Annotated in this window: 28 protein-coding genes and 1 pseudogene; 25 read left to right on the top strand and 4 right to left on the bottom strand. The window is 65.9% G+C overall.

The genetic code is table 11. From position 1 onward, the window contains the following. The first annotated feature begins 253 nt into the window (after positions 1-253). The 3 genes from K3769_RS08585 to K3769_RS08575 all read left to right on the top strand — a co-directional run bounded on the left by K3769_RS08585 (position 254) and on the right by K3769_RS08575 (position 2,896). Positions 254-1,267 (top strand): TerC family protein, encoded by a 1,014-nt coding sequence (locus tag K3769_RS08585; protein WP_267025837.1) that lies wholly within the window; start codon positions 254-256, stop codon positions 1,265-1,267. A gap of 128 nt (positions 1,268-1,395) precedes the next feature. Next, entirely contained in the window at positions 1,396-1,698 is a 303-nt protein-coding gene (locus K3769_RS08580; protein ID WP_267025836.1) for a hypothetical protein, read from the top strand. A 97-nt stretch (positions 1,699-1,795) separates the two neighbouring features. Then, the gene (locus K3769_RS08575) at positions 1,796-2,896 is read left to right on the top strand and encodes a calcium:cation antiporter (protein ID WP_267025835.1); all 1,101 of its coding nucleotides are present in this window, start codon (positions 1,796-1,798) and stop codon (positions 2,894-2,896) included. A 175-nt stretch (positions 2,897-3,071) separates the two neighbouring features. Here the strand turns inward: K3769_RS08575 and K3769_RS08570 are convergent, their stop codons facing one another. Further along, positions 3,072-4,343 (bottom strand): MFS transporter, encoded by a 1,272-nt coding sequence (locus tag K3769_RS08570; RefSeq protein ID WP_267025834.1) that lies wholly within the window; start codon positions 4,341-4,343, stop codon positions 3,072-3,074. A gap of 218 nt (positions 4,344-4,561) precedes the next feature. Between K3769_RS08570 and aroQ the strand changes: the two genes are divergently transcribed. After that, positions 4,562-5,035, top strand: a complete 474-nt coding sequence (aroQ, locus tag K3769_RS08565) for a type II 3-dehydroquinate dehydratase (RefSeq protein ID WP_267025833.1) — start codon at positions 4,562-4,564, stop codon at positions 5,033-5,035. An 82-nt stretch (positions 5,036-5,117) separates the two neighbouring features. On the opposite strand, the gene K3769_RS08560 is transcribed toward aroQ, so the two are convergent. Together K3769_RS08560 and K3769_RS08555 are read right to left on the bottom strand one after the other, a co-directional pair. Next, positions 5,118-5,720, bottom strand: a complete 603-nt coding sequence (locus K3769_RS08560; protein ID WP_267025832.1) for an ATP-binding cassette domain-containing protein — start codon at positions 5,718-5,720, stop codon at positions 5,118-5,120. A gap of 223 nt (positions 5,721-5,943) precedes the next feature. Continuing rightward, a pseudogene (locus K3769_RS08555) lies at positions 5,944-6,141 on the bottom strand (MBL fold metallo-hydrolase); the annotation flags it as partial. 21 nt (positions 6,142-6,162) lie between these two features. Between K3769_RS08555 and K3769_RS08550 the strand changes: the two are divergent. From K3769_RS08550 to K3769_RS08530, 5 genes are all read left to right on the top strand, one after another. After that, positions 6,163-7,689, top strand: a complete 1,527-nt coding sequence (locus K3769_RS08550; protein ID WP_267025831.1) for a recombinase family protein — start codon at positions 6,163-6,165, stop codon at positions 7,687-7,689. Between the two features lie 234 nt (positions 7,690-7,923). Then, on the top strand, positions 7,924-8,157 hold the full coding sequence (locus K3769_RS08545; RefSeq protein WP_267025830.1) for a helix-turn-helix domain-containing protein: 234 nt from the start codon (positions 7,924-7,926) through the stop codon (positions 8,155-8,157). 277 nt (positions 8,158-8,434) lie between these two features. Further along, positions 8,435-9,289: a helix-turn-helix domain-containing protein gene (locus K3769_RS08540; RefSeq protein ID WP_267025829.1), complete on the top strand. Its 855-nt coding sequence runs from the start codon at positions 8,435-8,437 to the stop codon at positions 9,287-9,289. 2 nt (positions 9,290-9,291) lie between these two features. Continuing rightward, entirely contained in the window at positions 9,292-9,792 is a 501-nt protein-coding gene (locus K3769_RS08535) for a hypothetical protein (protein ID WP_267025828.1), read from the top strand. A 69-nt stretch (positions 9,793-9,861) separates the two neighbouring features. Continuing rightward, on the top strand, positions 9,862-10,134 hold the full coding sequence (locus K3769_RS08530) for a hypothetical protein (protein WP_267025827.1): 273 nt from the start codon (positions 9,862-9,864) through the stop codon (positions 10,132-10,134). 337 nt (positions 10,135-10,471) lie between these two features. Here K3769_RS08530 and K3769_RS08525 read toward each other — a convergent pair whose 3' ends face one another. Beyond that, on the bottom strand, positions 10,472-11,377 hold the full coding sequence (locus K3769_RS08525; protein WP_267025826.1) for a DUF5677 domain-containing protein: 906 nt from the start codon (positions 11,375-11,377) through the stop codon (positions 10,472-10,474). 143 nt (positions 11,378-11,520) lie between these two features. On the opposite strand from K3769_RS08525, the gene K3769_RS08520 reads away from it, so the two are divergent. From K3769_RS08520 to K3769_RS08445, 16 genes are all read left to right on the top strand, one after another. Further along, complete coding sequence (locus tag K3769_RS08520; protein WP_267025825.1) at positions 11,521-11,958, top strand: hypothetical protein; 438 nt, start codon at positions 11,521-11,523, stop codon at positions 11,956-11,958. Position 11,959: 1 nt separating this feature from the next. Then, entirely contained in the window at positions 11,960-13,453 is a 1,494-nt protein-coding gene (locus tag K3769_RS08515) for a hypothetical protein (RefSeq protein WP_267025824.1), read from the top strand. 8 nt (positions 13,454-13,461) lie between these two features. Next, a complete protein-coding gene (locus tag K3769_RS08510; protein ID WP_267025823.1) occupies positions 13,462-14,916 on the top strand; it encodes a phage portal protein in 1,455 nt (484 codons plus the stop codon). Further along, the gene (locus tag K3769_RS08505) at positions 14,909-15,472 is read left to right on the top strand and encodes a hypothetical protein (RefSeq protein ID WP_267025822.1); all 564 of its coding nucleotides are present in this window, start codon (positions 14,909-14,911) and stop codon (positions 15,470-15,472) included. Before K3769_RS08510 ends, K3769_RS08505 begins: the two co-directional genes overlap by 8 nt. 147 nt (positions 15,473-15,619) lie before the next feature. Then, the gene (locus tag K3769_RS08500; protein WP_267025821.1) at positions 15,620-16,534 is read left to right on the top strand and encodes a phage major capsid protein; all 915 of its coding nucleotides are present in this window, start codon (positions 15,620-15,622) and stop codon (positions 16,532-16,534) included. A 66-nt stretch (positions 16,535-16,600) separates the two neighbouring features. After that, complete coding sequence (locus tag K3769_RS08495) at positions 16,601-16,966, top strand: hypothetical protein (RefSeq protein ID WP_267025820.1); 366 nt, start codon at positions 16,601-16,603, stop codon at positions 16,964-16,966. A gap of 10 nt (positions 16,967-16,976) precedes the next feature. Continuing rightward, entirely contained in the window at positions 16,977-18,443 is a 1,467-nt protein-coding gene (locus tag K3769_RS08490; protein ID WP_267025819.1) for a polysaccharide deacetylase family protein, read from the top strand. A gap of 10 nt (positions 18,444-18,453) precedes the next feature. After that, entirely contained in the window at positions 18,454-18,822 is a 369-nt protein-coding gene (locus K3769_RS08485; protein WP_267025818.1) for a hypothetical protein, read from the top strand. Continuing rightward, positions 18,819-19,553, top strand: a complete 735-nt coding sequence (locus K3769_RS08480) for a hypothetical protein (protein WP_267025817.1) — start codon at positions 18,819-18,821, stop codon at positions 19,551-19,553. The genes K3769_RS08485 and K3769_RS08480 overlap by 4 nt, the downstream gene beginning before the upstream one ends. Then, positions 19,553-19,882 carry a hypothetical protein gene (locus tag K3769_RS08475; protein WP_267025816.1) on the top strand — a complete coding sequence of 110 codons (330 nt, stop codon included), beginning with the start codon at positions 19,553-19,555 and terminating at the stop codon, positions 19,880-19,882. The genes K3769_RS08480 and K3769_RS08475 overlap by 1 nt, the downstream gene beginning before the upstream one ends. 102 nt (positions 19,883-19,984) lie before the next feature. Beyond that, complete coding sequence (locus K3769_RS08470) at positions 19,985-20,269, top strand: HK97-gp10 family putative phage morphogenesis protein (protein WP_267025815.1); 285 nt, start codon at positions 19,985-19,987, stop codon at positions 20,267-20,269. Continuing rightward, complete coding sequence (locus tag K3769_RS08465; protein WP_267025814.1) at positions 20,269-20,727, top strand: hypothetical protein; 459 nt, start codon at positions 20,269-20,271, stop codon at positions 20,725-20,727. The genes K3769_RS08470 and K3769_RS08465 overlap by 1 nt, the downstream gene beginning before the upstream one ends. Next, entirely contained in the window at positions 20,724-20,942 is a 219-nt protein-coding gene (locus tag K3769_RS08460; protein ID WP_267025813.1) for a hypothetical protein, read from the top strand. The genes K3769_RS08465 and K3769_RS08460 overlap by 4 nt, the downstream gene beginning before the upstream one ends. Then, the gene (locus K3769_RS08455) at positions 20,939-21,079 is read left to right on the top strand and encodes a hypothetical protein (protein ID WP_267025812.1); all 141 of its coding nucleotides are present in this window, start codon (positions 20,939-20,941) and stop codon (positions 21,077-21,079) included. The genes K3769_RS08460 and K3769_RS08455 overlap by 4 nt, the downstream gene beginning before the upstream one ends. Position 21,080: 1 nt before the next feature. Then, complete coding sequence (locus K3769_RS08450; protein WP_267025811.1) at positions 21,081-21,641, top strand: phage tail tube protein; 561 nt, start codon at positions 21,081-21,083, stop codon at positions 21,639-21,641. Positions 21,642-21,664: 23 nt separating this feature from the next. After that, on the top strand, positions 21,665-22,042 hold the full coding sequence (locus K3769_RS08445; RefSeq protein WP_267025810.1) for a hypothetical protein: 378 nt from the start codon (positions 21,665-21,667) through the stop codon (positions 22,040-22,042). Positions 22,043-22,260 lie beyond the last annotated feature (218 nt).

Here is a 22,260-nt window from a genome sequence, read left to right as displayed (position 1 = left end):
CCGCCTGACCTGGTGACTTGGGACTTCTTTTACCAATCTCTTTACCTTTTCTTGGTGATTGGGGTACTGTCATGAGTGCGGAGGGGAGTACTCCCTACCTACTGCGACGTACCCGTCAATACGGATCCGGCCGGATCCCGGGGCGTCGGCCCGGATAACCCCGGGCGCATCACGCGCCCCGGACACATCGGGTGGAAGAGACCTCCAGCAGCGACGACGCTGACATTTGCCGTTACGAACTGCCGGAGGCGCAGTGGATGTTTCCGTGACCCTTTGGGTCCTGACGATCGTGGGCCTCGCGGCCCTCATCGCGGTCGACTTCTTCATCGGCCGCAAGCCGCACGACGTATCCATCAAGGAAGCAGGGATCTGGACGGTCGTCTGGATCGTCCTTGCCGCACTGTTCGGCCTCGGACTGCTGCTCTTCTCCGGCGGCCAGCCCGCCGGAGAGTTCTTCGCCGGCTTCATCACCGAGAAGTCACTGAGCGTCGACAACCTCTTCGTCTTCGTCCTGATCATGGCGAAGTTCGCGGTGCCCACGCAGTACCAGCAGCGCGTGCTGCTGATCGGTGTGCTCATAGCCCTCGTCCTGCGCGCGATCTTCATCGCCGCGGGTGCCGCGATCCTGGCGAGCTTCGCGTGGGTCTTCTACATCTTCGGCGCGTTCCTCATCTACACCGCGTGGAAGCTGATCCAGGAAGCCCGCGCCGACGCCGAGGACGAGGAGTTCGAGGAGAACCGGCTGCTCAAGGCAGCCGAGCGCCGCTTCGGTGTCGCCGACCGCTACCACGGCACCAAGCTGTGGATCCAGCAGAACGGCAAGCGGGTCATGACCCCGATGCTGGTCGTGATGCTCGCGATCGGCACCACCGACGTGCTCTTCGCACTCGACTCGATCCCCGCGATCTTCGGCCTGACGCAGGACCCGTACATCGTGTTCACGGCCAACGCGTTCGCGCTGATGGGTCTGCGACAGCTGTACTTCCTCATCGGCGGACTGCTCAGGAAGCTGGTCCACCTCAGTTACGGCCTGTCGGTCATCCTCGGATTCATCGGCATCAAGCTGGTGCTGCACGCGCTGCACGAGTCCGGCGTCCATGTCCCGGAGATCTCCATCCCGGTCTCCCTCGGTGTGATCTGCGGTGTCCTCGTGATCACCACCATCACCAGCCTCATGGCCTCCAAGAAGCAGGCGGCCGAAGAGGCGCGGCAGGGCGAAGGACCCCAGAAGGGCGACGGCTCCCAGAAGGACAGCGTCGACGTCTGACCGCGTCGGACGTAGAAACAACCAGCACCGGGAGCGACGCTCGGCCAATTGCCGCCGACCGCTCCCGGTGCCTGCTTGTGTGCTGAGCGGTTCCCGCTTCGGGGGCGCCCGGCCGAGTGGAGGTACCCATGAAGTTCGCGCAGATCATCGACTTCGAGACCGAGCGCATCGACGAGATCCGGGAACTGGTCGAAGGGGCCGAGCAGCGGTCGGCCGGCCGTGGCGGCGGCCCGCTGCACCGCATGGTCCTGCAGGACCGGAACACACCGAACCGCTATCTCGTGGTCCTTGAGTTCGAGTCGTCCGACGACGCGAGGCGCAACAGCGAGGACCCCGAGACCACCAGGGTGGCGCGGCTGATCGCGGAGCTGTGCACCCGGCCACCGGCATTCACCGACTGCGACGTACGCGATTCGTCCGAGCTGAAGTAGCTCGTAGGATCCCGGGCGCACGCCGCGGCAAGGGGCGGCATAGGGCCGGGCCGTCCGCCGGAATGCGGGGGTCGCGTGCGACTGCGACGATCGCTGCATGATCGTTCGGCTTCGGTCACTCGTGACGCAGTGGACGGCCGTCGTACCCGTGATGGCGATCGTCCTGCTGGCTCTCACCTGGGGGCGTGATCTGCCCGGTGTGCTCGTCGGCCTCGTGACGCTCGTGCTGGCGGGCGCCGTGCTGGCCGCGGTCCACCATGCCGAGGTGGTGGCCCATCGAGTCGGGGAGCCCTTCGGCTCGCTGGTCCTCGCCGTCGCCGTCACGATCATCGAGGTGGCGCTGATCGTCACTCTCATGGCGGACGGCGGGGACAAGAGCGCCACGCTGGCCCGGGACACCGTCTTCGCGGCCGTGATGATCACCTGCAACGGAATCTTCGGCCTGAGCCTGCTCGTCGCCTCCCTGCGGCACGGCCTGGCCGTCTTCAACGCGGAGGGCACCGGCGCCGCCCTCGCGACCGTGGCGACACTGGCGACGCTCAGCCTGGTGCTGCCGACCTTCACCACCAGCAAGCCGGGACCGGAGTTCTCCACGGCCCAGCTCACCTTCGCCGCCCTCTCCTCACTCGTCCTGTACGGCATGTTCGTGGCCACCCAGACGGTGCGGCACCGCGACTACTTCCTGCCGATCACCCGGCAGGGAGAGGTGATCGACGCGGACGACCACGCCGACACCCCGGCCACCAGGACCGCCCTGACCAGCCTGGGCTTCCTCGGTCTCGCCCTCGTCGGCGTGGTCGGCCTCGCCAAGGGCGTCTCACCCACCATCGAGTCCGGGGTGGATGCCGCCGGGATGCCGCACGCCGTGGTCGGCGTGATCATCGCCCTGCTCGTGCTGCTCCCCGAGACGATCGCCGCCCTGCGTTCCGCCCGGCGCGACCGCGTGCAGACCAGTCTGAACCTCGCCCTCGGTTCGGCGATGGCGAGCATCGGCCTGACCATCCCGGCCGTGGCGGTCGCGTCCATCTGGCTCTCCGGGCCCCTCGTCCTCGGCCTGGGCTCCACCCATATGGTGCTGCTCGCGCTGACCGTGGTCGTCAGTTCGCTCACGGTGGTCCCCGGCCGGGCGACCCCGCTGCAGGGCGGAGTGCACCTGGTGCTGTTCGCGGCGTACTTGGAGCTTGCGATCACTCCGTAGAGGCCGGGAGCCGAAGCCGAAGCCGGGGGAGCCGAGACCGGGAGCGGCGCAGCCCCCACCGGCTGCACGCCCCGCCGTACCCCGCCACGACCTGCCCTGACCCGCGTGACCCGCGAAGCCGTCCGCGTAAACGCTTGCGCAAGCGTTTACGTGCGGGCGCCGGCGCCGGCGCCGTTCATCCCGTCGCCGGTTCCACTGCCGTCACCTTCGCGAACCGTGTCTCCGGGAGCAGCGCGAAGCAGCCGAGGCTGAGCAGCGCGATGCCGGTCAGATAGGCGGCCACCCCCCACGGGACCCGGCCGCTCTGTTCGGCGATCGCCGTCGCCACGATCGGGGTGAGCGCGCCCCCGACCACCCCGCCCAGGTTGTAGCCGACCGCCGCGCCCGTGCAGCGCACCCGTGGCTCGTACAGCTCCGGCAAGTACGCGGCGATCACGGCGAACATCGTCACGAACGCGATCAGCGCGACCAGGAAGCCGAGGAACATCAGCAGCGGTTCGCCCGTCGACAGCAGCGCGATCATCGGGAACATCCACACGGCCGCACCCGCGCAGCCGGCCAGGCACAGGGGCCGCCGTCCGTAGCGGTCGCTCAGCACGGCCACCACGGGAGTGAGGGCCCCCTTCACCACGACGGCCGCCATGATGACGGCCAGCATGACGGTACGGCTCACCCCGAGCCGTTCGGTCGCGTAGGCGAGGGACCAGGTGGTCACCGCGTAGAACAGCGCGTATCCCACGGAGAGCGCCCCGGCCGTCAGCAGCACGAGCCGCCAGTGGCCGCGCACCACCTCGACGAGCGGCACGCGCGCGTGCTCCCGCATTTCGAGGAACCTCGGGCTCTCGGCGAGCGAGGAGCGCAGCCACAGCCCCGCCGCGGCGAGCACACCCGCCGCCCAGAACGGCACCCGCCAGCCCCAGGCCGCGAACTGCGCGTCGGAGAGCATCGCCGACAGTGCCAGTATCACGCCGTTGGCGAGGACGAACCCCAGGGCAGGCCCGATCTGGGGGAAGCTCGACCACAGCCCGCGACGGTCGGCGGGCGCGTGCTCGGCGGTCAGCAGCACCGCCCCGCCCCACTCCCCGCCGAGCCCCAGGCCCTGCAGGAAACGCAGCACAAGGAGGAGCACGGGAGCGGCCGTGCCGATGGAGGCGTACGACGGTACGCAGCCGACCGCGACGGTCGACGCACCGGTCAGCAGCAGGGAGACGACGAGGACGGGCCGCCGTCCGTGCCGGTCCCCGATGTGCCCGAAGAGGACCGAGCCAAGGGGTCGTGCCACAAACCCGACCCCGAAGGTCCCGAAGGCCGCCAGGGTCCCGGCCAGGGGCGAGAACGTCGGGAAGAACAGCGGGCCGAGGACGAGCGCGGCGGCCGTCCCGTAGATGAAGAAGTCGTAGAACTCGATGGCCGTCCCGGCGAGTGCCGCGGCAGCGAGCCGCAGCATGGAAGGGGGCCTTACTGTGCGTGCACGGTGCATGCCGCGTCAACTACCCACGGTCACCATGAGTTACGGGGGCGTGCGGGGGCCCGGCCGTCCTCGGTACGTCACCATCGTGCGCCGGGCGTTCCAGGGGGCCCGTTCCGGTGTCCGCGCACCGTGATAGACCGGGTCCGAGCGGCGGTCCCGGACGGACCGACCCACCTGATCGGACCGGAGGAACCGTGCCCCGCACCCTCGCCAGCGCCCCCATCATGATTCTGAACGGCCCCAACCTGAACCTCCTGGGCCAGCGGCAGCCGGAGATCTACGGTTCCGACACCCTCGCCGACGTCGAGGAGTTGTGCGCCAAGGCGGCGGCCACGCACGGCGGGACGGTCGACTTCAGGCAGTCCAACCACGAGGGCGAACTGGTCGACTGGATCCACGAGGCACGTCTCGGCCACTGCGGCATCGTGATCAACCCGGGCGCCTACTCGCATACCTCCGTGGCGATCCTGGACGCCCTCAACACCTGTGACGGCCTGCCCGTGCTGGAGGTCCACATCTCCAACATCCACCGGCGCGAGGAGTTCCGGCACCACTCGTACGTCTCCCTCCGCGCCGACGGTGTCATCGCGGGCTGCGGTGTGCAGGGGTACGTGTTCGGGGTGGAGCGGGTCGCGGCACTGGCGGGGACGGGGCGGGCGGAGGCCTGACGGAGCACGGCGCACCGCGGACGGGGGACCGCGGACGGCGGCCGACTGTCAGTGGCGGGTGCCACCATCGACACATGACCGCTCAGAGTCGTCCCGCCGCCACGATCCGGCGCAGAAAGCGTCGGGTGCGCTCCTCCCGCGGCTCGCCCAACACCTCCTCGGCCGGGCCGCGTTCCAGCACGACCCCGCCGTCGAGGAAGCAGACCTGGTCCGCGACATCCCGGGCGAAGCCCATCTCGTGCGTGGCCAGCACCAGGGTCATGCCGTCCTCCTTCAAGTCCCTTACGACGTTCAGGACTTCACCCACCAGCTCCGGGTCGAGGACGGCCGTGACCTCGTCGAGAAGCAGCAGGCGGGGGCGTACGGCCAGGGCGCGGACGATCGCGGCCCGTTGCTGCTGGCCGCCGCTCAGCCGGTCCGGGTACTCGTCCGCCTTGGCGCCCAGCCCCAGCCGGTCCAGCAGCTCACGGGCGCGCGCCTCGGCCTCCGCCCGCCCCGTGCCGTGCACGCGCCGCGGGGCGAGCTGCGCATAGTGGGAACGGGTGTTGCAATGCTGTGAACTGGCGTGACGTGGGCGGCGTTTCGCGGTTCCACGGGTCCGGGAGCCGAACGCGGCGAGAGCCGCGGACCGGAAGTCGTCGGTGGGACGCGGCGCCCGGGGCGGTGGCCGCCGGACGTCGGCCACCGCTGCCGGGTGGGGCCGCCGGCCAAGGGCGGGGAACGAAGGGGCCGGCGACCCGTCCGGCGCAGGAGCCGTCTTCCTGTGCGGGACTGCCACCAGTGGACAGCGCGCGCCCGAGCGCGGGGAGCGCACGCGGGGCACCGGAGTGAGCGCTCTGTTCACACGGGGCACGCGAGTCGCCGTCGCGCGCTCCCCGCGCCCTGGTGGGGCACGGAGCGCGGGTCGCCTACCAGCCCCGTGCGCGCCACTCCGGCAGGTGGGGCCGCTCCGCGCCCAGAGACGTGTCGTTGCCGTGGCCCGGGTACACCCAGGTCTCGTCCGGCAGCGTGCCGAAGATCTTCGTCTCGACATCGTGGATCAGACGGGCGAAAGCCTCCGGATCCTTACGTGTGTTGCCCACCCCGCCGGGGAACAGCCAAGCGCCTCAGTGGATAACATGTCAAGCGTGCAGATCGAGTGCTGGTTGTACGCGCGCATCAGTGACGATCCCCGAGAACAGCGCAGGGGAGTCCACCGACAACTACAAGACCTACGAGTCCATGCCCAAGCCAAGAACTGGCTGGTCAAAGGGGAGTTCCACGACAACGACATCTCCGCCCACAAGGAAGAGGAGAGGCCCGGCTACGACAAGTTGATGCACGCGGTCATCACCGCGATGCCAGAGGTGGGGGAGACGGGGAACCAGGGCGTGGTCCTGGCGCTGCACCCGTCCCGGTTGTGGCGGCGGAGGGTCGAGCGGGCGCAGGCCATAGAGGATCTGCGGCACGCGAAGGCGTGTGTCGCGTTCGAGACGGGAGGGTTCTTCGACATGTCTAAGGCGACGGAGAGGTCGCAGCTCGCCCAGGTGGGAGAGTCGGACACTTTGGAGTCCGAGGTGAAGGGAGAGCGGGTCGCCCGTGAGGCTCTCGCTCGCGCAGAGGAGGGAAGGGCGAACGGGGCCGTCCAGTACGGGTGGCGTCGGGTCTACGAGTACGACCGTGCGGGGAGGGTGGAGAGCTTCCGCGACGAGATCGACCCGGAGCAGGCGGAGATCGTGAAGGAGGTCACCAACCGGTTGCTGGCCGGAGAGACCCTGTTCCGGATCACGGACGATCTGAACATACGGAGGGTCCTGCCGCCGGGCGCGAACCTGGTGATGAAGAGGAAGAAACGCGCTCAGGGCAACGAGGACGGCGCGCTGTGGAACAAGACCAGCGTGAAGAAGCTCGCGCTCCGGCCGGCGAACGCGGGACTGCGGGTGCATCACGGGGAGTTGTATCCGGCCGCGTGGGAGCCGATCGTGGACCGGGAGAAGTGGGAGCAGGTCAAGAGCCTGCTGACGGCTCCTGGGCGGAGTGTGCGCCGTGACGGTCAGCGTAAGCACCTGTTGACGTGGGGGATCGGGGAGTGCGGTGTGTGTACCTCGGTGCTCGCGGCGAAGCCACGAGGGAGGGCGAAGAAGCTCCTCTATGTGTGTGACTCGAAGCAGGGGTGTACGGGCCGGAACGAGGAACTGGTCGACACGTGGGTGGGCGCGGTCGTAGTGGCCCGTCTGAGCCGTCCCGATGCGGCGGCGGTGTTCGGTCCTGATGAGGAGAGGCTGACGCGCCTGAGGGTCGCGCAGGACGGGTTGAAGACGCGGCTGGAGGAGGCGGCCGACGACTACGCGGACGGGATGCTCACGCGGGATCAGCTGCGGGCGGTGACGAAGAAACTGAAGGAGCAGATCGCACGACTGGAGGAGGAGATCGAGGGGGCCACACCGAAGTGGGACCTGGAATTGATGGGTGATTTGTTGGGGCCGCCACAGGAGGCGGTGGAGGCGGCGTGGGAGGCGTTGACGGTCGTCCAGAAGCGGGCCGTCCTGGAAGTCCTGGGAATCAAGGTCCGTATCTTGCCGACGCCGAAGCGCGGTCCGGGCTTCGACCCGGATTATGTTGAGGTTCTGGCCGGAGATGGAACGCCGTTCGCAGAGTATGTTCCTGCTGCATGATGGTGAAGGCCGCCCTGGATAGTCCCCAGGGCGGCCTTATTTTGTAAAAGGGTTTCCAGGCGGAAAACCCTTTACATGCAAGGCGGGTGGAACATGCGCCTTGCATTTTCTCTACCGATGCGCCTAATCTCTAACTAGTCGCGCATTCGGTGAAGGCGCAGGTGAACTCCTTGCCTGCGCGCGAATCTGCCCTCGGGCAGTGAGCGAGATGCGCCGAGACCGAAAGGTATCTCGGTGCAGAAAGTGCAACCCTCCCGGGCCTTCTCTGGAGAACGCCTCCGGAAACTCCGGAAAGAAGCCGGACTCAAAGGCAGCGACATCCACCGCGCTACCGGAATCGACCAGCGCACCATCAGCGCATGGGTCTGCGGCCGACGCCTCCCGAACTCGCAGAGCCTCGCGCTGCTGGCCGACGCTATCGGCTGCCGCATCGACGACTTCTTTACGGAGGCCAACGATGTCGCCTGAACTTAAGGCTCTCCTGCGGGAGAAGGCTCGCGTCGCCGCCGAGAAGATGCCGCCCCTCACGCAGGACCAGATCGCACGCCTCCGCGTCCTTTTGCGGGGAGGGAAGTGAGATGATCGCGGACAACAAGAAAGCCCCCCAGCGGGAGGCTTTCAAGCGGCTTGGCGGGCCCGATAACAAGAACCTTCAGGAAGGTTCCGATGTGAGTAAGGCTACGCCAGCCCTCCGACAGAGTCACGCCCTTCAGCGCGCCACCGCTGAAATCGCTGGAGGAGCGCTGTGAGCATCAAGGCCATGACATGGGCCATGCAAGAGGCCCCAGTAGAAGACGCGGGACCCGCCCACGTTCTTCTTATCCTCGCCGACCACGCGAACGACGACGGCACCGGAGCTTTCCCCTCGGTCGACACCATCGTTTGGAAGACACGCATGGGCGAGCGAACCGTACAGCGGCACCTGCGCACGCTGGAGGAGCAGGGGCTGATCCGGAAGGGCAACCAGAAGCTCGCGGAGCTGTACATCGAGCGTGAGGACCGCCGCCCGACGGTGTACGACCTCGACTTGGCGCGCTGTAGGCCACCCAGGGAACGGGGTGCCAATCTGACGCCCCGCTCCAGCGCGTCATCGACGGACGGGGTGCCAAATTCGACAGAACGGGGTGCCAATCTGGCACCCGAACCGTCCTTTGAACCGTCCGGTAAAAAGAACCAACCCCCTACCCCCCAGAGCGCTGCGGCAGAGGTCGCTGACGCTCCCGGACAGGTAGGTCACCAAGTTCTTCAGGAAGAAGCAAAAGACGCAGCAGCAGGAGGAGCGGAGTACGCCTCCGCCGTTGCTGCCATCACGTCTCACATGCAGTGGCAGCCGCAAGCCTCCACGCAGCGCAAGCTGACAGACATCCTCCACACCCTGGTGCCGGACCTCCAGCAGTTGCCCGATGTTGTGGACCGGTCCTCCGGATGGATCGCCCGCCCCGAGAGGCTCAGCAGTGGAGCCTTTCGGGGACGTATCCGCACCCTCAAGAAGCAGATCGACAGCGGCGTTACGCCGCTGCACCGCAAGGGCTTGAACCGATCCCCGGCATCCCCTGAAGGCCATGAGGACGTCTCCTCCGACCTGAAGTACGGGTGGTGACCATGAGCACCCAGGAAACCGTCTTCAAAGTGCTCAGCGCCCGCGTGAGCGCCGACGGGATCGTCCAGGTCCACCGCGCCGTCCTCGCCGCCGAAACCGGCTCCAGCGCCCGCACAATCGACCGCGCACTCAAGGCGCTCCGGGAGGCCGGCGAGCTGGAGACCGTGACCGGCGGACGCTTCGGCGCACCCACGGTCTACCGACTGGTCGGCCACAGCGTGCCAACCTCCGTGCCGGAGCGCGCCATCCACAGCGCGCCACAGAAAAGCCCGCAGGTCGCACAGCGCGTCACACCCCTGAAGAAGCAGCGCGCCATGTGTACCGCCCGCTGCGGCTATCCCCTCGACAAGCTGCTCATGGAACAAGGTGACGACATGCACCCCTGGTGCGAACTCGGCGTCACCAGCAGTCACGCCACACAAAGGCAACTGCGCTCCGCCATCTGCCAGTACGAGACCACCGAAGGCATCACCCGAACAGATGATCAGCGGAAAGCGGCCTGACGCTATGCGTTTTTGCCAGTCAGGATCGAAAGAGCAACGAGAAGTTTCAGCACCCTAGGAGGAGACAGTATGAGTAACCCCGATGCGCGCAGCTATGGCCAGTACTACTGGTGCATCATGCTCGCCGACAAGGATCAGACTGAGGTCTACGCCCACGGAGACGAAGTAACCCTCGACGATGGCGTCCTCGTTCTGTGGCAGCACAAGGACGACAAGCCTTCCCAGCAGACCCTGGCATTTGCCCCGGGGCAATGGGCCTCGTTCTACGCCGCGAGCGTCTTGGACGGCCACGCCGTAAGTGTCGAGCACTGGCCAGGACAGATCACTACGAGCAACGACTGAGCAACGTGGTGGCCCGCCGGGGAGCAGCTGGCCCTGTTCCCCGGCCCCCACCGGACAAGCCGCCAAACAGCCATACAACGCCGCCTACGAGCCGAACTCACAGAAGCCCGCACCCACGGCCTCAGAAAACGGCATGCTGCGAAACTCGCCCACACACTCCACCAGATCGGGGCCCTTATCGAGCCGATCTTCGACGCCGCCGACGGCGTGAAGAACGAACTCGAAAGGAGAGGATGGTCGCCCACCGCATCCGAAGAACACGCTGCCGAGTACCTGACGCTTTGCCTACGCCGCCTCTTTGCTGACCTTGCAACCCCATAGCTGAACCAGGACGAGATCACTTGTCGGTGCGGAACCCGGGAAGATCATCGAACTCGGATACCGCCATGAACTGCATGGCGGTCCGCATCCACGCATTGGCCTGCTCTGCGGGCAACGGAACAGCGTGAGGTAGCTCCCTCCACAACGCCACGAACATCGCCACCGTCATATTTGCTGACTCAATGACCCTCTTTGTGTCCGACTCCATGGCCTCGCTGATCCAGTCCTCACCCGCATCACGGAGAATGTTTTCGATGAGGCTCCTCGGAGCCGCATGCGCCTGCTCCGACCAGCTCGTAAACAAATGCTCATACTGATGTGGACGCATCGCGTCCTCCGACAACTCGGAGAGAGCCTTCGCAGACTTACGACTCCAGCTTGACACCCACCGAACCGAACCGTCGGCCCTCGGTGTCCCCTGGAAGTCATCAAAAGACTCATCGAGGAGCTTCTCCAGAAACGCAAGATGCTCCTCATCCACCGGACGCCCTGTATCCCTGTTGTACAAACAACGCCGATGCTGCTCTCGCACCAGCTGGAGCATCCCGAAACGGCAGTACAGCAGCGTCGCCCCCAAGCGGTCAGGCTGCTTACCTAGATACTCCATATTCACCAGCAGCTCGAACAACTGTCGGATGATCCCCGACGCGTGCTCCCAGTGCCCGCCTTCCAGGAGACGGTTCACGGACTTCACGCTGTTGATCGCTCGAACGAGAATCTCCGTATCGAAACGGACCAGCCGATCGCGCTCGTCGGGCGTCGAAAGAATCAACCGGTCAGCTGTAGCCGTCACCTCGTAAAGCAACTTATACAACGGCTTCAAATGAGGGACCGGAACAACGGCAACCCGAGGATCCCGCGACCCTGTCGCACCCGACTTCCTGCGGTCCTTCTTCGGCTTCCGCCGCCTACTCTGCGCCATCCCTGAACGGTAGCCGTCACCCCCACCCAGAGCGGAACCATTTACCAGCCCGCCCATCAACGCTTACATTGCCACTCACAACTCAACAAAAATCGAATACCATCAAACAAGAACCAACAAGGAGCGAGCGTAAGGACACGAACATGGCGGCCAACCCCTCCGCACACAAACCCCAAGCCGTCATCGCCGAAGAAGCAGTCCGCGCCTACGAAATGCAGCTCTCCGGCATGAGCGTCCGACGCATCGCCAAAGAACTGCACATCGCCATCGGCACCGTCGACAAACGCATCAAAACCGCCATCGCCGCCGTCATCGTCCCCACCGTCGAAGAACTCCGCACCCGCGAAGGCGACCGACTCCTCTACCTCCTGGACCGGTTGCAGCCCGCCGTCGACCGCGGAGACGTCGGCGCCATCAAGACGGCCGCCCGCCTGTCCGAGTCGTACCGGAAGCTCTTCGGCCTCAACGCCCCCGAGCAGCACACCGTGCAGCTCCACGAGGTCACGCAAATCGATCTGGGCGTACAGGAAATGATCCGCGACGCCCGAGCACGCGCGCAGCTCAACGCCGAACGGACCTGACGTGACCGCGCCGATACTCGACACCTACCTGACCGGGTACGACCCGGCGTGGTTCGGCGTACCCGAGTGCAGGCGCATCCTCACCCGCGACAACCCTCTCCTGTTCGCCCTCACGTACTTGCCCCATCACCTGAAGGACCAGAACGGCAGGCTCTCCCTGTCCGGCGTTCACGAGGACTGGATCGCTCACGCCCGCCACTGGATCAGCCCCAACCTGAAGTCGAAGAACGGCCGGCACGCCTACATAGCCCCCCGCTCCATGGGCAAGTCCACCTGGTGGCAGCTCATCCTGCCCCTGTGGGCTGCTGCGCACGGCCACGTCGACTTCATCGCTGGGTTCGCCTCCGCCGCCTCACAGGCCCGCCAGAGGCTCCGCGACATCAAGCATGAGTTGGAGACGAACCCGCTGCTCCGCGCCGACTACCCGACCCTCTGCGCCCCCGCGAAGCGCTCCACCGGGGCATCGGACGCCGACCGGCAGGACATGTACGTTGCCGCGTCCGGTGCGGCGTTCACCGCGCAGGGAATCGACTCGTCCGTCCTGGGCGCGAAGGTCGGCTCACGCCGTCCCGGCCTGATCATCCTCGACGACGTCGAACCCGGCGAAAGCATGTACTCGCAGTACCAGATGGAGAAGCGCCTCAAGCAAATCCAGGACGACATCCTCCCCCTCAACGACAAAGCCCACGTCGTGTTGGTCGGAACCGTCACCATGCCCGGCTCCATCACCCACCAGCTCGTCAAAGCCGCAGACGGACGCGAGATAGCCGACTGGATCACCGAAGAGCAGATCCACGTCCACCACTACAAGCCGATCCTCACCGCACCGGACGGCACCGAATACTCGGTGTGGCCGGAGAAGTGGCCCATGGACTTCCTCAACCAGGAACGCCACTTCCGGAGCTTCGCGAAGAACTTCGCGAACGACCCCATGGGCTACGACGGCAAGTACTGGTCCCGCGAAGACTTCCGCCACGGCCAGCTGGACACGGTCACGAAGACCCTCCTGTCCATCGACCCCGCCGTCACCGCCAAGGAGTCCTCCGACTACACGGGCCTCGCCGTCGTCGGCTACAGCCCTTTGGAGAAGCGCTGCGTCATCAAGCACACGGCGGGCGTCCGGTTGATCGGGAAAGACCTCCGCGACCACGTCATCAGTCTGCTGGAACGATTCCCCGAAATCCGGGTCGTGCGCGTTGAGGCGAACCAGGCCGGCGACCTGTGGCACGACGTGTTCCACCACCTCCCCGGCGTGAAGGTCATCACCCACACGTCGTCGGCATCGAAGGAAGTCCGCTTCGCTCAGGCCCTCGACTGGTGGCAGCGCGGCCGGGTCCTTCACGCCCAGCCGATGCCCGTCCTGGAGGAACAGGCCGTCGGCTTCCCCGAAGCAGCATTCGATGACGTCATCGACGCCGCCGTCGCCGGAGTCGCGTTCTTCCTCCAGCCCAACACCAAGACCAAGGCGGGCCACACGGTCCGCAGCTACGTATAGGAGTGGCCGTGCTCGACGACCTGGTCTCCGGTTGGCAGGCCCTGGAAGAGGCGCTGCCTGAGTACGAGAAGGCGGAGGCGTATTACAAGGGCACCGTCGACGAGGTGTTCGCCTCGCCGCGGATCCGGCAGGCCATCGCCGCGACAGGGGACCGCTACCGGTTCAACCTGGCGAAGACCCCCGTCAACGTCCTGGCGAACCGGGTCGAGCTGACCGCCGTCACCGTCCCGGAAGACGAAGCGAACAGCCAGGTCATCTCGGTGGTGTGGGACGCCAACAACATGGACGTCCACTACCCCGATCTGATCCTGCGGGCGTTCGAGTACGGCGACTCCTACCTGATGGCGTGGCCCATCTACGAAGACGACCCGGACACCGTCGAAGACGACGAGCTGTACGCCTCCGGGGTCGAGCTGACCGTTCACTCCCCGCTGCACTGCCGGGTGATCTACGACCCGGAGAACGAACGCCGCAAGCTGTTCGCGATCAAACGCTGGAAGCTGCGCGTACGCGGCGAGAAGGCGTGGCGCGTCGACCTGTACTACCCCGACCACATCGAGCAGTGGATATCAAAGGCCGGGGGAGAGGTCGGCACAGCGGAGGGCTGGGAGCCGTTCCTCGACGACGACGACCCCGAGTCGTGGCTCCTCGACAACCCCTACAACGAGATCCCGTTCTTCCACCACCGCAACGCCCTCCCCTACGGCGTACCGGAACACAAGGACGGATACGGCTGCCAGGACGCCATCAACAAGATGCTGATCACGCAGCTCACCACCACCGACTCCCACGGCTGGCCGCAGCGGTACGCCCTCACCGAGCAGGGCGCAGAGCTGGACCAGAACAACGACGGCCCCCTGTGGTCGGACGACGCGGACGCCGACGACACCAGCGGCACCACGGGCCGTATCAAGGCCCCGTCGTCCGGCCTGTCCGGCGGGCCGGGCACGATGCTCGAACTGGAAGGCATGAAGAGCGTCGGCCAGTTCGCCGCCGCCCAGCCGGAGGTCTTCACTGACCCGGCGCAGCTGTACATCCGGCTGATGGCGCAGGTCACCGAAACCCCGCTCCACGCGTTCGACCCGTCCGGCGACACCCCGTCTGGGGAGTCGCTGAAGGTCGCGGAAGCGCCGCTGGTGAAGAAGGCCATCAACCGCGAAGCGATGCTCAAGGGCGCGATCCAGGAGACGTGGAAGTTCGTCCTGCGGATCCTCGGCGTGACCGTGCCCCGTATCGACGTCAGGTTCGCTCCCGCGCAGGCAGCGACCGGCAAGTCCGACTGGGAAGTCGTCGAGCTGAAGCAGGCCGTCGGCGTCCCCAAGGACCAGACCCTGATCGAGGCGGGCTACGAAGCGGACGTCGTCGCCGACTGGGACCTGTCCACCCCCACCCCGCCTGTAGCGGTCGTGCCGGCCGCTGCTGTCCCTGTAGAGAACCCGCAGATGGAGGCCCCGAATGCCTGAGAACGACAACCCGGACGTCGACGACGTCGAAGACGTTGAGGACCAGGACGTCGAGGAGACAGACGACGACGTCGAGGACGAGGAAGACGAGTGGACGCCGCCCTCGAAGGAGGAGTGGACGAAGCTGTCGAACGCCGCGAAGGCCCGTAAGCGGGAACGTGACGCAGCGAAGCGGGAGCTGGCCACCCTCAAGAACGGCAAGGATGAAGAAGACGAGGACGACAACGAGGCGAAGAAGTGGCGTTCCACCGCTGCACGGAACTCCGCCGCCACTGCTCTTTCTGCTGCCGGATTTCCCGGAACAGCGAAGCAGGCTCGCCTTCTGACGCGTCTCCTCGACCTGAATTCCGCCGAGCCTGACGGGAACGGCGACTTCGACTTCGGCGACGAGATCGAGGAGTTGAAGGAGGAGTTCCCGTCCTTGTTCAAGGAGTTGGGTGAACCTCGCCGCCGTGCACCGAAGGTCACCACTTCGGACCGGGGGCGTACGGCCGGTGGAGGAAATCGAGATCGTGCTTCGGCAAGGCTGTTGAAACAAGCGGGGATCCATTTGTAGCAACACGCTGTTACATTGGGGGTGTCCGTGATGGACACCCCCTTTGGTTTGCGTGATGCGACATTCGGGGGCAGCAGGAAACGGCCGTTCCGTGATGGGCGACCGGGCAAAGCAACTCATGTCCGGGCTCATCGAAAGGGACGACCCATGGCCCGCGAGACTTTTGAGAGTTGGATTCCCGAGGAGTTTGACTCCAAGCCGATCCAGGCTCTTGTCCAGAACTCCGTCATGGAGCAGGTTGCCAAGCGTGTTGTCATGGCGACCGATACGAAGAACGTCGCCCGCGCTGGCGGATTCTCCATCACTGGTGTCGCCAAGGGAGCGGCGTACACCGAGTCGACGGCCACCAACGACACCGTCACGCTGATCGCGAAGAAGATCGGTGGCATTGTCCGTATCGCGAACGAGGATCTCCTCGACTCGCCGGTCGACATCGTCGGGACGAAGAAGATCGAAGCCGCCCGCACCATGGCGAAGTACTTCGACAACGCGACCCTCGCCACCTCCGGCGCGCAGAGCGACCCCACTGTGCCCTACATGTCGGTGTATAAGGTGCTCCGTACGACGAACGCGGCGACCTCCTACACGGCCGACGCGAACGTCATTCGCGGCGCGGTGACGTACGCCAACCTGTCGACGCTGCTGGGCATCTACGAGCAGAGCGACTGGTTCGACCAGAGCCGCACCTTCGTCATTGCGTCTCCGGCGTTCAAGACCGCCCTGCGTGGCGTGCTGGACGGCAACCAGCGTCCGATCTTCAATGACGACCCGCTCCAGCCGACCTTGTTCGGCAACCCGGTCAAGTGGACGCCGGGAGCACGCGTGTCGTCGGTTGCGACGGACAACCCGCAGGGGAACCCGCTGCTCATCATCGGCAACGCGGATCTCCTCCTGAAGGGCGACGCGAAGCTGGCCCCGAACATCGCATCGACGAACCCCGGCTTCGCCATGTCTGCGGAGTCCGGCTTCGAAACTGACGAAACCCTCCTGAAGGGCGTCATGCGGCGTGGCTTCGCCGTAGGCCACGAGAAGGCATTCGCCCTGCTGGAGAAGACCTCCTGAAGCTCCGGGCGGAGCAACGGAGGGCCTCCATGCTCCGCCCGGCCTCAGGCATTCCAAGGAGACGCCGTGGCCGCGCAGAAGAAGACCAAGAAGACCGACGACAGCACCACTGAGATCAACGCCCGGACCACGGACGGCCCGCAGGATGGTCGCTTCCACCGGGAGTACGTCGTGCCCGCCAAGAGCTGGAACGGCGACGTCGGCTCACACGAAGCGAACAAGGTGTCCGTGTTGCAGCAGGCACTCCACAGGGGCCTGCACCCCCGTGGAGACGTGTCCTTCGACGGACAGCACGACCACCCCGATGGGCAGTCCCTTGTCCTGCCGTACTCCGTGGATGTCCTGCTGGCCTCCGAGGATGACCAGCAGGCACAGACCAACACCCCGAGCAAGGCCATCGAGCGCCTCGGCGGCTCCACTCACGGCAAGTAAGGAGCCTCCTGTGGCAGCGGTCGGCTACACCTCGGGCGACCCCCGGAAGGTCAACGACACCGGAGACACCCTCACCGGTGGCCTGGTGCTGTCCGGTGGCGGCTCGAACCTGACCGTCGGCGGATCCGGAGCCGTGACCGGAGACTTGAGCGTGGCGGGCCGTCTCTCCGCAGCAGGCGTTGCCCTGCCCACCACCTTCCCGGGGCGTAGGGCACCGTTCCGGGATCCCACCCGGATCGTCACGCACTTCCAGACCGGGCACGGCTGGGCCACGTCAGGCGGTGTGGATGCGCCGACGACGAACCTGAATGACACGACGGACTTCGCGAAGGGCACGCAGGCCGCGAAGGTCGTCTTCACTGGCAACGGCAACCTCGATATCTCCGGCCTGTCGTCGATCGACCTCACCGGTAAGGCGATCCGCTTTCAGGTGAAAGTCGATGACGCCTCGAAGCTGTCGCAGCTGAACATCCGTGTCGGCACCAGCACAACGAACAACTTCCAGTGGCAGACCCTCGCCTCCACGGCCACATCGAAGCTGTACCGGTCAGGGGAGTGGACCACTGTCACCGTCGGCTGGGCAGATGTCCACGGTGGGGCTGGCACTTTCAGTCTGGACGCGAACCGGGTGCCGTCCGCGACGACCGGGTTCACGTTCATCCGCTTCCAGGTCGTCGCCACGGGCGGTAACTGCACCGTCCACTTCCAGTCCGTCGAGGTCATCGACAACGTCTCTGCGACGTTCCCCAACGGCGTGGTCTCCCTCGTGTTCGACGACTCGTGGGACTCCCAGTACGCGCTGGCCCGCCCGAAGATGGACCAGTACAGCTACCGGGGCACGAACTACCAGATCGTCGAGCGTGTCGGCCAGGCCGGACGACTGACCCTGCCGCAGCTACGGACGTTGCAGGACCAGTCCGGGTGGGAGATCGCCGGGCACGCCTACACCACAGCCATCCACGACAGCCGCCTGACCGCGTTCACGGCCCGGCAGGTCGATGACGAGCTGCGGAACCTGCGGGCGTGGCTGGTCGCTAACGGCTTCCACGGCGACTCCTACGCCTACCCGGGCGGACAGTTCGAGTCGACGACGGACGGCGCTTCGATCGAGCAGATTGTCTCCCGCTACTTCTCCTCCGGCCGCACCGTCCTGTCCGGGTACGGGGCGTCGACGAACGTCCTGTCCGAGCAGTACCCACCACCGCGGCCTTACCGGATCCTCGCCCTCTCCGGGATCTCCGACGCCTCCGGAGGGCAGGGACTCGTCTCCAGCCTCGTTGCGGCAGGCGGGGAATTGGACACCTGCAAGCGCCTTGGGTCGTGGCTGATCCTCACCTTCCACGTCCTCACCACGGGTTCGACCGGCGGAGATGACGGGGTCATCACTCAGGCCAACTTCAACACGCTGATCGACGCCATCAACAGCTACGGCATTCCCGTGAAGACGGTCGCCGACGTCATGCGCTACTACACGTGAGGCGGCCGTGATGACTCTGGTGCGCCTCACGATCCGCCCCTGGGAGCCCGTCGACGTCGATGACGTCGAACTCTTGGACCTTCAGCGTCAGGGCCTGGTCTACACCGACGACTCGGTCCTCTACGCGAACTTTTACATGTACGACGGCGGACCGCCGGCCGATGTCTTCGGTCTCACGGTGAAGGTCGCCAAGAGCGCCGTGGTGCTGGTCGGCCCGACCTCGGACGGCATCTCCCACATCGCGACGGGCGCGTACGGCTGGGCGTGGGGCGAGGAGCACCGCGACGGACCGGGCACCTACCTCGCCGAGTGGGACGCCGTCGACAGCAGCAGCACAGCCGTGCACGCCTCAGAAACGATCACCTTTGAGGCGTCATGAGCTTCCTGCAAGGCACGACCGTCGCATTGACGGCACAGTTCTACGAGTACGCAGGCGGGCCCGGAACCAACCTGGCCAGCCTCACGCTGACGGTCACGAAGGTCGGTGACGGCACGCCCACGCTGGGGCCGCTGTCTACGGGTGTCGGGAACCCTGCGAACGGCTTGTACACGTACGCCTGGTCGACGAGCCTCGCCACTCCGGCCGGGGACTACACCGTCGTCTGGGACGGCACAGACGCCGACCTGGAGCCCGTTCAGGCGTCCGAGGTCATCACCGTCACGGAGGCTGTCACGGCGACGTGGTGCAGCCTCGCAGAGGTCGAGGCGATCACCGGGAAAACCGTGACCGCCGAGCAACTCGCCGCAGCGTCATCGGTGATCACTCTGTACGCCAACCGGAACCCGTCCGCCGTCCAAGGGCTGCGGGTGCGGGATCTGTACTGGCTGAAGCAGGCGTGCGCGTGGCAGGCCCGCTGGCAGTCCCAGCAGCCCGGCTACGACCAGAACTCCGTGGTGTCCGGGACGAACCAGGACACGGTGCAGGTCGGCTACGAGTCGGAGTGGAATATCACCCTGGCCCCGCTCGCAGCCCGAGCCATGAAGAACCTGTCGTGGAAGGGCTCCCGCACCGTACGGATCGATGGTGACGACTCGCGCCGCGTCTTCGATTTCACGAACGAAGCGTCCGACCCGTACTCGCAGTGGCATCCGCTCGGAGGTATCGGCTGATGCGCGCCATCCCGAACACCACGATCAGCGTCCTGCGCGGAACAACCCTTGACGAATTCGGGGACGAGGCGGACAACGCCACCACCGTAGCGTCCGGTATTCCCGCCTCGCTCGTCGAGCAGGTCCGGCAGGCATTCACCCCAGAATCCGCCACACCCCGCGTTGTGCGCTACACCATCGGCCGGGTGAACCCGGACGTCGATATCCGCGAAACTGACCGGGTCAAAGACGAACGAACCAACAGAACATACATCGTCCAAGCCGTCTCACAAACCGGCGGAATCGGCACCGTCAATGACTTGCGCCTCGACTTGAAACATGCGACGTAGCTTTCCATTCACACTGCACGGATACTGAACAACGCAGACATCAACACCCTGGGAAAACCAAGGCAGTCTGCACCGAGACCGACACCCGGAAAGGGGGCGGCCATGCGCGTACGGTTCGAAATAGACCCGTCGTGGCAGCAGCACATAGGGCAGCAAGAAGACGAAGCGCTGGAAAAGCTGGGCGACCAGATCCTGCCCGACATGCAGCGCAACTGCCCCGTGCAGACCGGCCGCCTCAAGGCATCCCTCACCAGCCAGGTCGAAAACCAGACCCTCAGGGTCGGATCCCGAGACGTCGACTACTCCACCGACGTCGAACTCGGCACCTCCGCACGCCCCGCACGCCCCTACATGCGGCCCGCCCTCTACCGGCAGCGGGAGCTGTGATGCCGACGCTCCTGCGCCCCACCACAGAGCTTGTCGCGGTCGCCTGGCTGTCCAGCCTCTTCGACACACCCATCGTGTCCACGACCCTGCCGAAGACCAGCACCGACCAGACGATCTCCTGGGCCGACACCGGCTTCGTCGTCGTGTCCACCGTCGGCGGCACTCCCAACGCGTACATGCCGATGCGGAACCCCGTCGTGTCCGTCGACTGCTGGGCCGTGAACCCCCAGTCCGGGAAGCCGCCATGGGGACGGGCGAACAACCTCGCCGAGACGATCGTCGCCGCCTGCTACGACGTGCCGAACATCAGCCGGCCCCTGACCCTCCCTGGCGGTTTCCCTCCGGCGCGTGTCCTGACCGCCTACCCGCTGGGTGAACCACAGAGGGTGCGGGACGACCAGGCGTCCTACGCCCGCTACAACGTCCCGATCGCTCTCATGTGGAGGGCTGAGGGATGAAGCGGTACGCCCTGTGCTCGGAGAAAGCCGACCTGCTGTCGTGGGGCGGGAAAGTCATCGTCCACGACAGCAAGGCCGAGCTGGAATTCCTTATGCGCGGGGCCCGGGTCGTGGAGTGCCCCCGTGACATTCCCGACGACCAGACACTCCCCATCCGTTTTCACCCCGATATGGCCACCGTCACGTGGCCGTTGGACAGGAGGAACTTTCCATGAAGGTGCGCACCACGCTGCGGCCCCACGAGGAGATTGACGTCGACGAAGGCGAATACCTCGACCTCAAGCGACAGGGACTCCTTCTCCCGGAGCTGACCGCCCCCGAACCGCCGAAGACCACAAAGAAGGAGAACTGACATGGCGCAGTCCGCCACCAACCTGATCGCCGGGCCCGCCCTCCTGTACACCGGGGCGTTCGGTGCCACGGAGCCCGCCGACACTGCCGTCAACGCCACCCCTGCGGCCTCCGCGTGGACGGAGGTCGGCTTCACCCAGGACGGCGTGAAGCTCGTTGGCGACCAGGCGTTCCTGGAGTTCGAGGTCGACCAGACCAACACCACGCCGGAGCGCCGCCAGACCAAGCAGGACTGGATGGTGGAGACGACTCTGGCGGAGGCGACTCTGGAGAACCTCAGCCTGACCATGAACGGCGGCACCACGGCCTCCGGTGCGGGCTTCAAGTCGTGGGAGCCGAACGAGACGACGTCCGCGACGCAGCCCACCTACAAGGCTCTGATCATGGACGGCTACGCCCCGCAGCAGTTCCGTCGCCGCGCAATTGTGCGTAAGGCGCTGTCGACGGACGGGTTCGAAGTCGCCTACGTGAAGGACAAGCAGACCGTCCTCGCCGTGAAGTGGGCGGCGCACTGGGTTTCCTCGTCCATTCGGGCCGTCCACATCGTCGACCAGACGTCGTAATTCACCAGCACGGGAGAACCATCATGGCTGCACCTCGTAAGAAGACGTCCGCCGTTCAGCGGAAGGCCGTTCCGGCGGTTGCGGGCGGTTTCGAGCCGCTGCACTTTTCGTCGAAGGCGCCGACCGAAGAGCGGGTGCCGATCTTCTACATCGACGACGACGAGTACACGATCCCGAAGTTCATCTCGAAGTCCCTTTCCCTGAGTGTCATGGACCGGGCCCGGGATGTCGGCATGGAGATAGCCGTCACTGAGGCCATGGAGGAACTCCTCGGTGAGGACGGATATAAGGCGCTCCTGGATTGCCCGTCGATATCGGATGATGACTGGGACGCATTCCAGACCATCTTCCGTGACCTGGTCTTCGGTAAGCCCGAGGAGCAGGGAAAAGGACGGCGGTAGTCGAAGTCCGCGTCCGTGAGGTCATCTGGGTCCTGGACTACCTGGATGACTTGGACGCCGACTTCCTCGCTTTCTACGGCATAGACAACGAAATGCAGGACCTGGCGGGCCCTCGCTTCTTCGCATTGGCGGAGCGCACTTTTGCGTATGGAGGGGTCATGGCTCGCAGGGCAGAGAACGAACAAGAGGGGCAGCAAGGAGGAACGCTTGCGGCCCCC

The sequence above is a fragment of the Streptomyces ortus genome, from assembly GCF_026341275.1.
Taxonomy (GTDB): Bacteria; Actinomycetota; Actinomycetes; order Streptomycetales; family Streptomycetaceae; genus Streptomyces; species Streptomyces ortus.
Note: the sequence above shows the minus strand (reverse complement) of the source record. Positions and strands in the feature narration are given on the sequence as shown.

Coding starts and splice junctions, on each gene's coding strand:
- K3769_RS08505 (WP_267025822.1), top strand. CDS start 14,909: ATGCCTGAGAACGACAACCCGGACGTCGACGACGTCGAAGACGTTGAG.
- K3769_RS08485 (WP_267025818.1), top strand. CDS start 18,454: ATGACTCTGGTGCGCCTCACGATCCGCCCCTGGGAGCCCGTCGACGTC.
- K3769_RS08460 (WP_267025813.1), top strand. CDS start 20,724: ATGAAGCGGTACGCCCTGTGCTCGGAGAAAGCCGACCTGCTGTCGTGG.
- K3769_RS08475 (WP_267025816.1), top strand. CDS start 19,553: ATGCGCGCCATCCCGAACACCACGATCAGCGTCCTGCGCGGAACAACC.
- K3769_RS08570 (WP_267025834.1), bottom strand. CDS start 4,343: ATGCTGCGGCTCGCTGCCGCGGCACTCGCCGGGACGGCCATCGAGTTC.
- K3769_RS08450 (WP_267025811.1), top strand. CDS start 21,081: ATGGCGCAGTCCGCCACCAACCTGATCGCCGGGCCCGCCCTCCTGTAC.
- K3769_RS08575 (WP_267025835.1), top strand. CDS start 1,796: ATGATCGTTCGGCTTCGGTCACTCGTGACGCAGTGGACGGCCGTCGTA.
- K3769_RS08500 (WP_267025821.1), top strand. CDS start 15,620: ATGGCCCGCGAGACTTTTGAGAGTTGGATTCCCGAGGAGTTTGACTCC.
- K3769_RS08530 (WP_267025827.1), top strand. CDS start 9,862: ATGAGTAACCCCGATGCGCGCAGCTATGGCCAGTACTACTGGTGCATC.
- K3769_RS08445 (WP_267025810.1), top strand. CDS start 21,665: ATGGCTGCACCTCGTAAGAAGACGTCCGCCGTTCAGCGGAAGGCCGTT.
- K3769_RS08525 (WP_267025826.1), bottom strand. CDS start 11,377: ATGGCGCAGAGTAGGCGGCGGAAGCCGAAGAAGGACCGCAGGAAGTCG.
- K3769_RS08520 (WP_267025825.1), top strand. CDS start 11,521: ATGGCGGCCAACCCCTCCGCACACAAACCCCAAGCCGTCATCGCCGAA.
- K3769_RS08535 (WP_267025828.1), top strand. CDS start 9,292: ATGAGCACCCAGGAAACCGTCTTCAAAGTGCTCAGCGCCCGCGTGAGC.
- K3769_RS08480 (WP_267025817.1), top strand. CDS start 18,819: ATGAGCTTCCTGCAAGGCACGACCGTCGCATTGACGGCACAGTTCTAC.
- K3769_RS08580 (WP_267025836.1), top strand. CDS start 1,396: ATGAAGTTCGCGCAGATCATCGACTTCGAGACCGAGCGCATCGACGAG.
- K3769_RS08455 (WP_267025812.1), top strand. CDS start 20,939: ATGAAGGTGCGCACCACGCTGCGGCCCCACGAGGAGATTGACGTCGAC.
- K3769_RS08470 (WP_267025815.1), top strand. CDS start 19,985: ATGCGCGTACGGTTCGAAATAGACCCGTCGTGGCAGCAGCACATAGGG.
- K3769_RS08465 (WP_267025814.1), top strand. CDS start 20,269: ATGCCGACGCTCCTGCGCCCCACCACAGAGCTTGTCGCGGTCGCCTGG.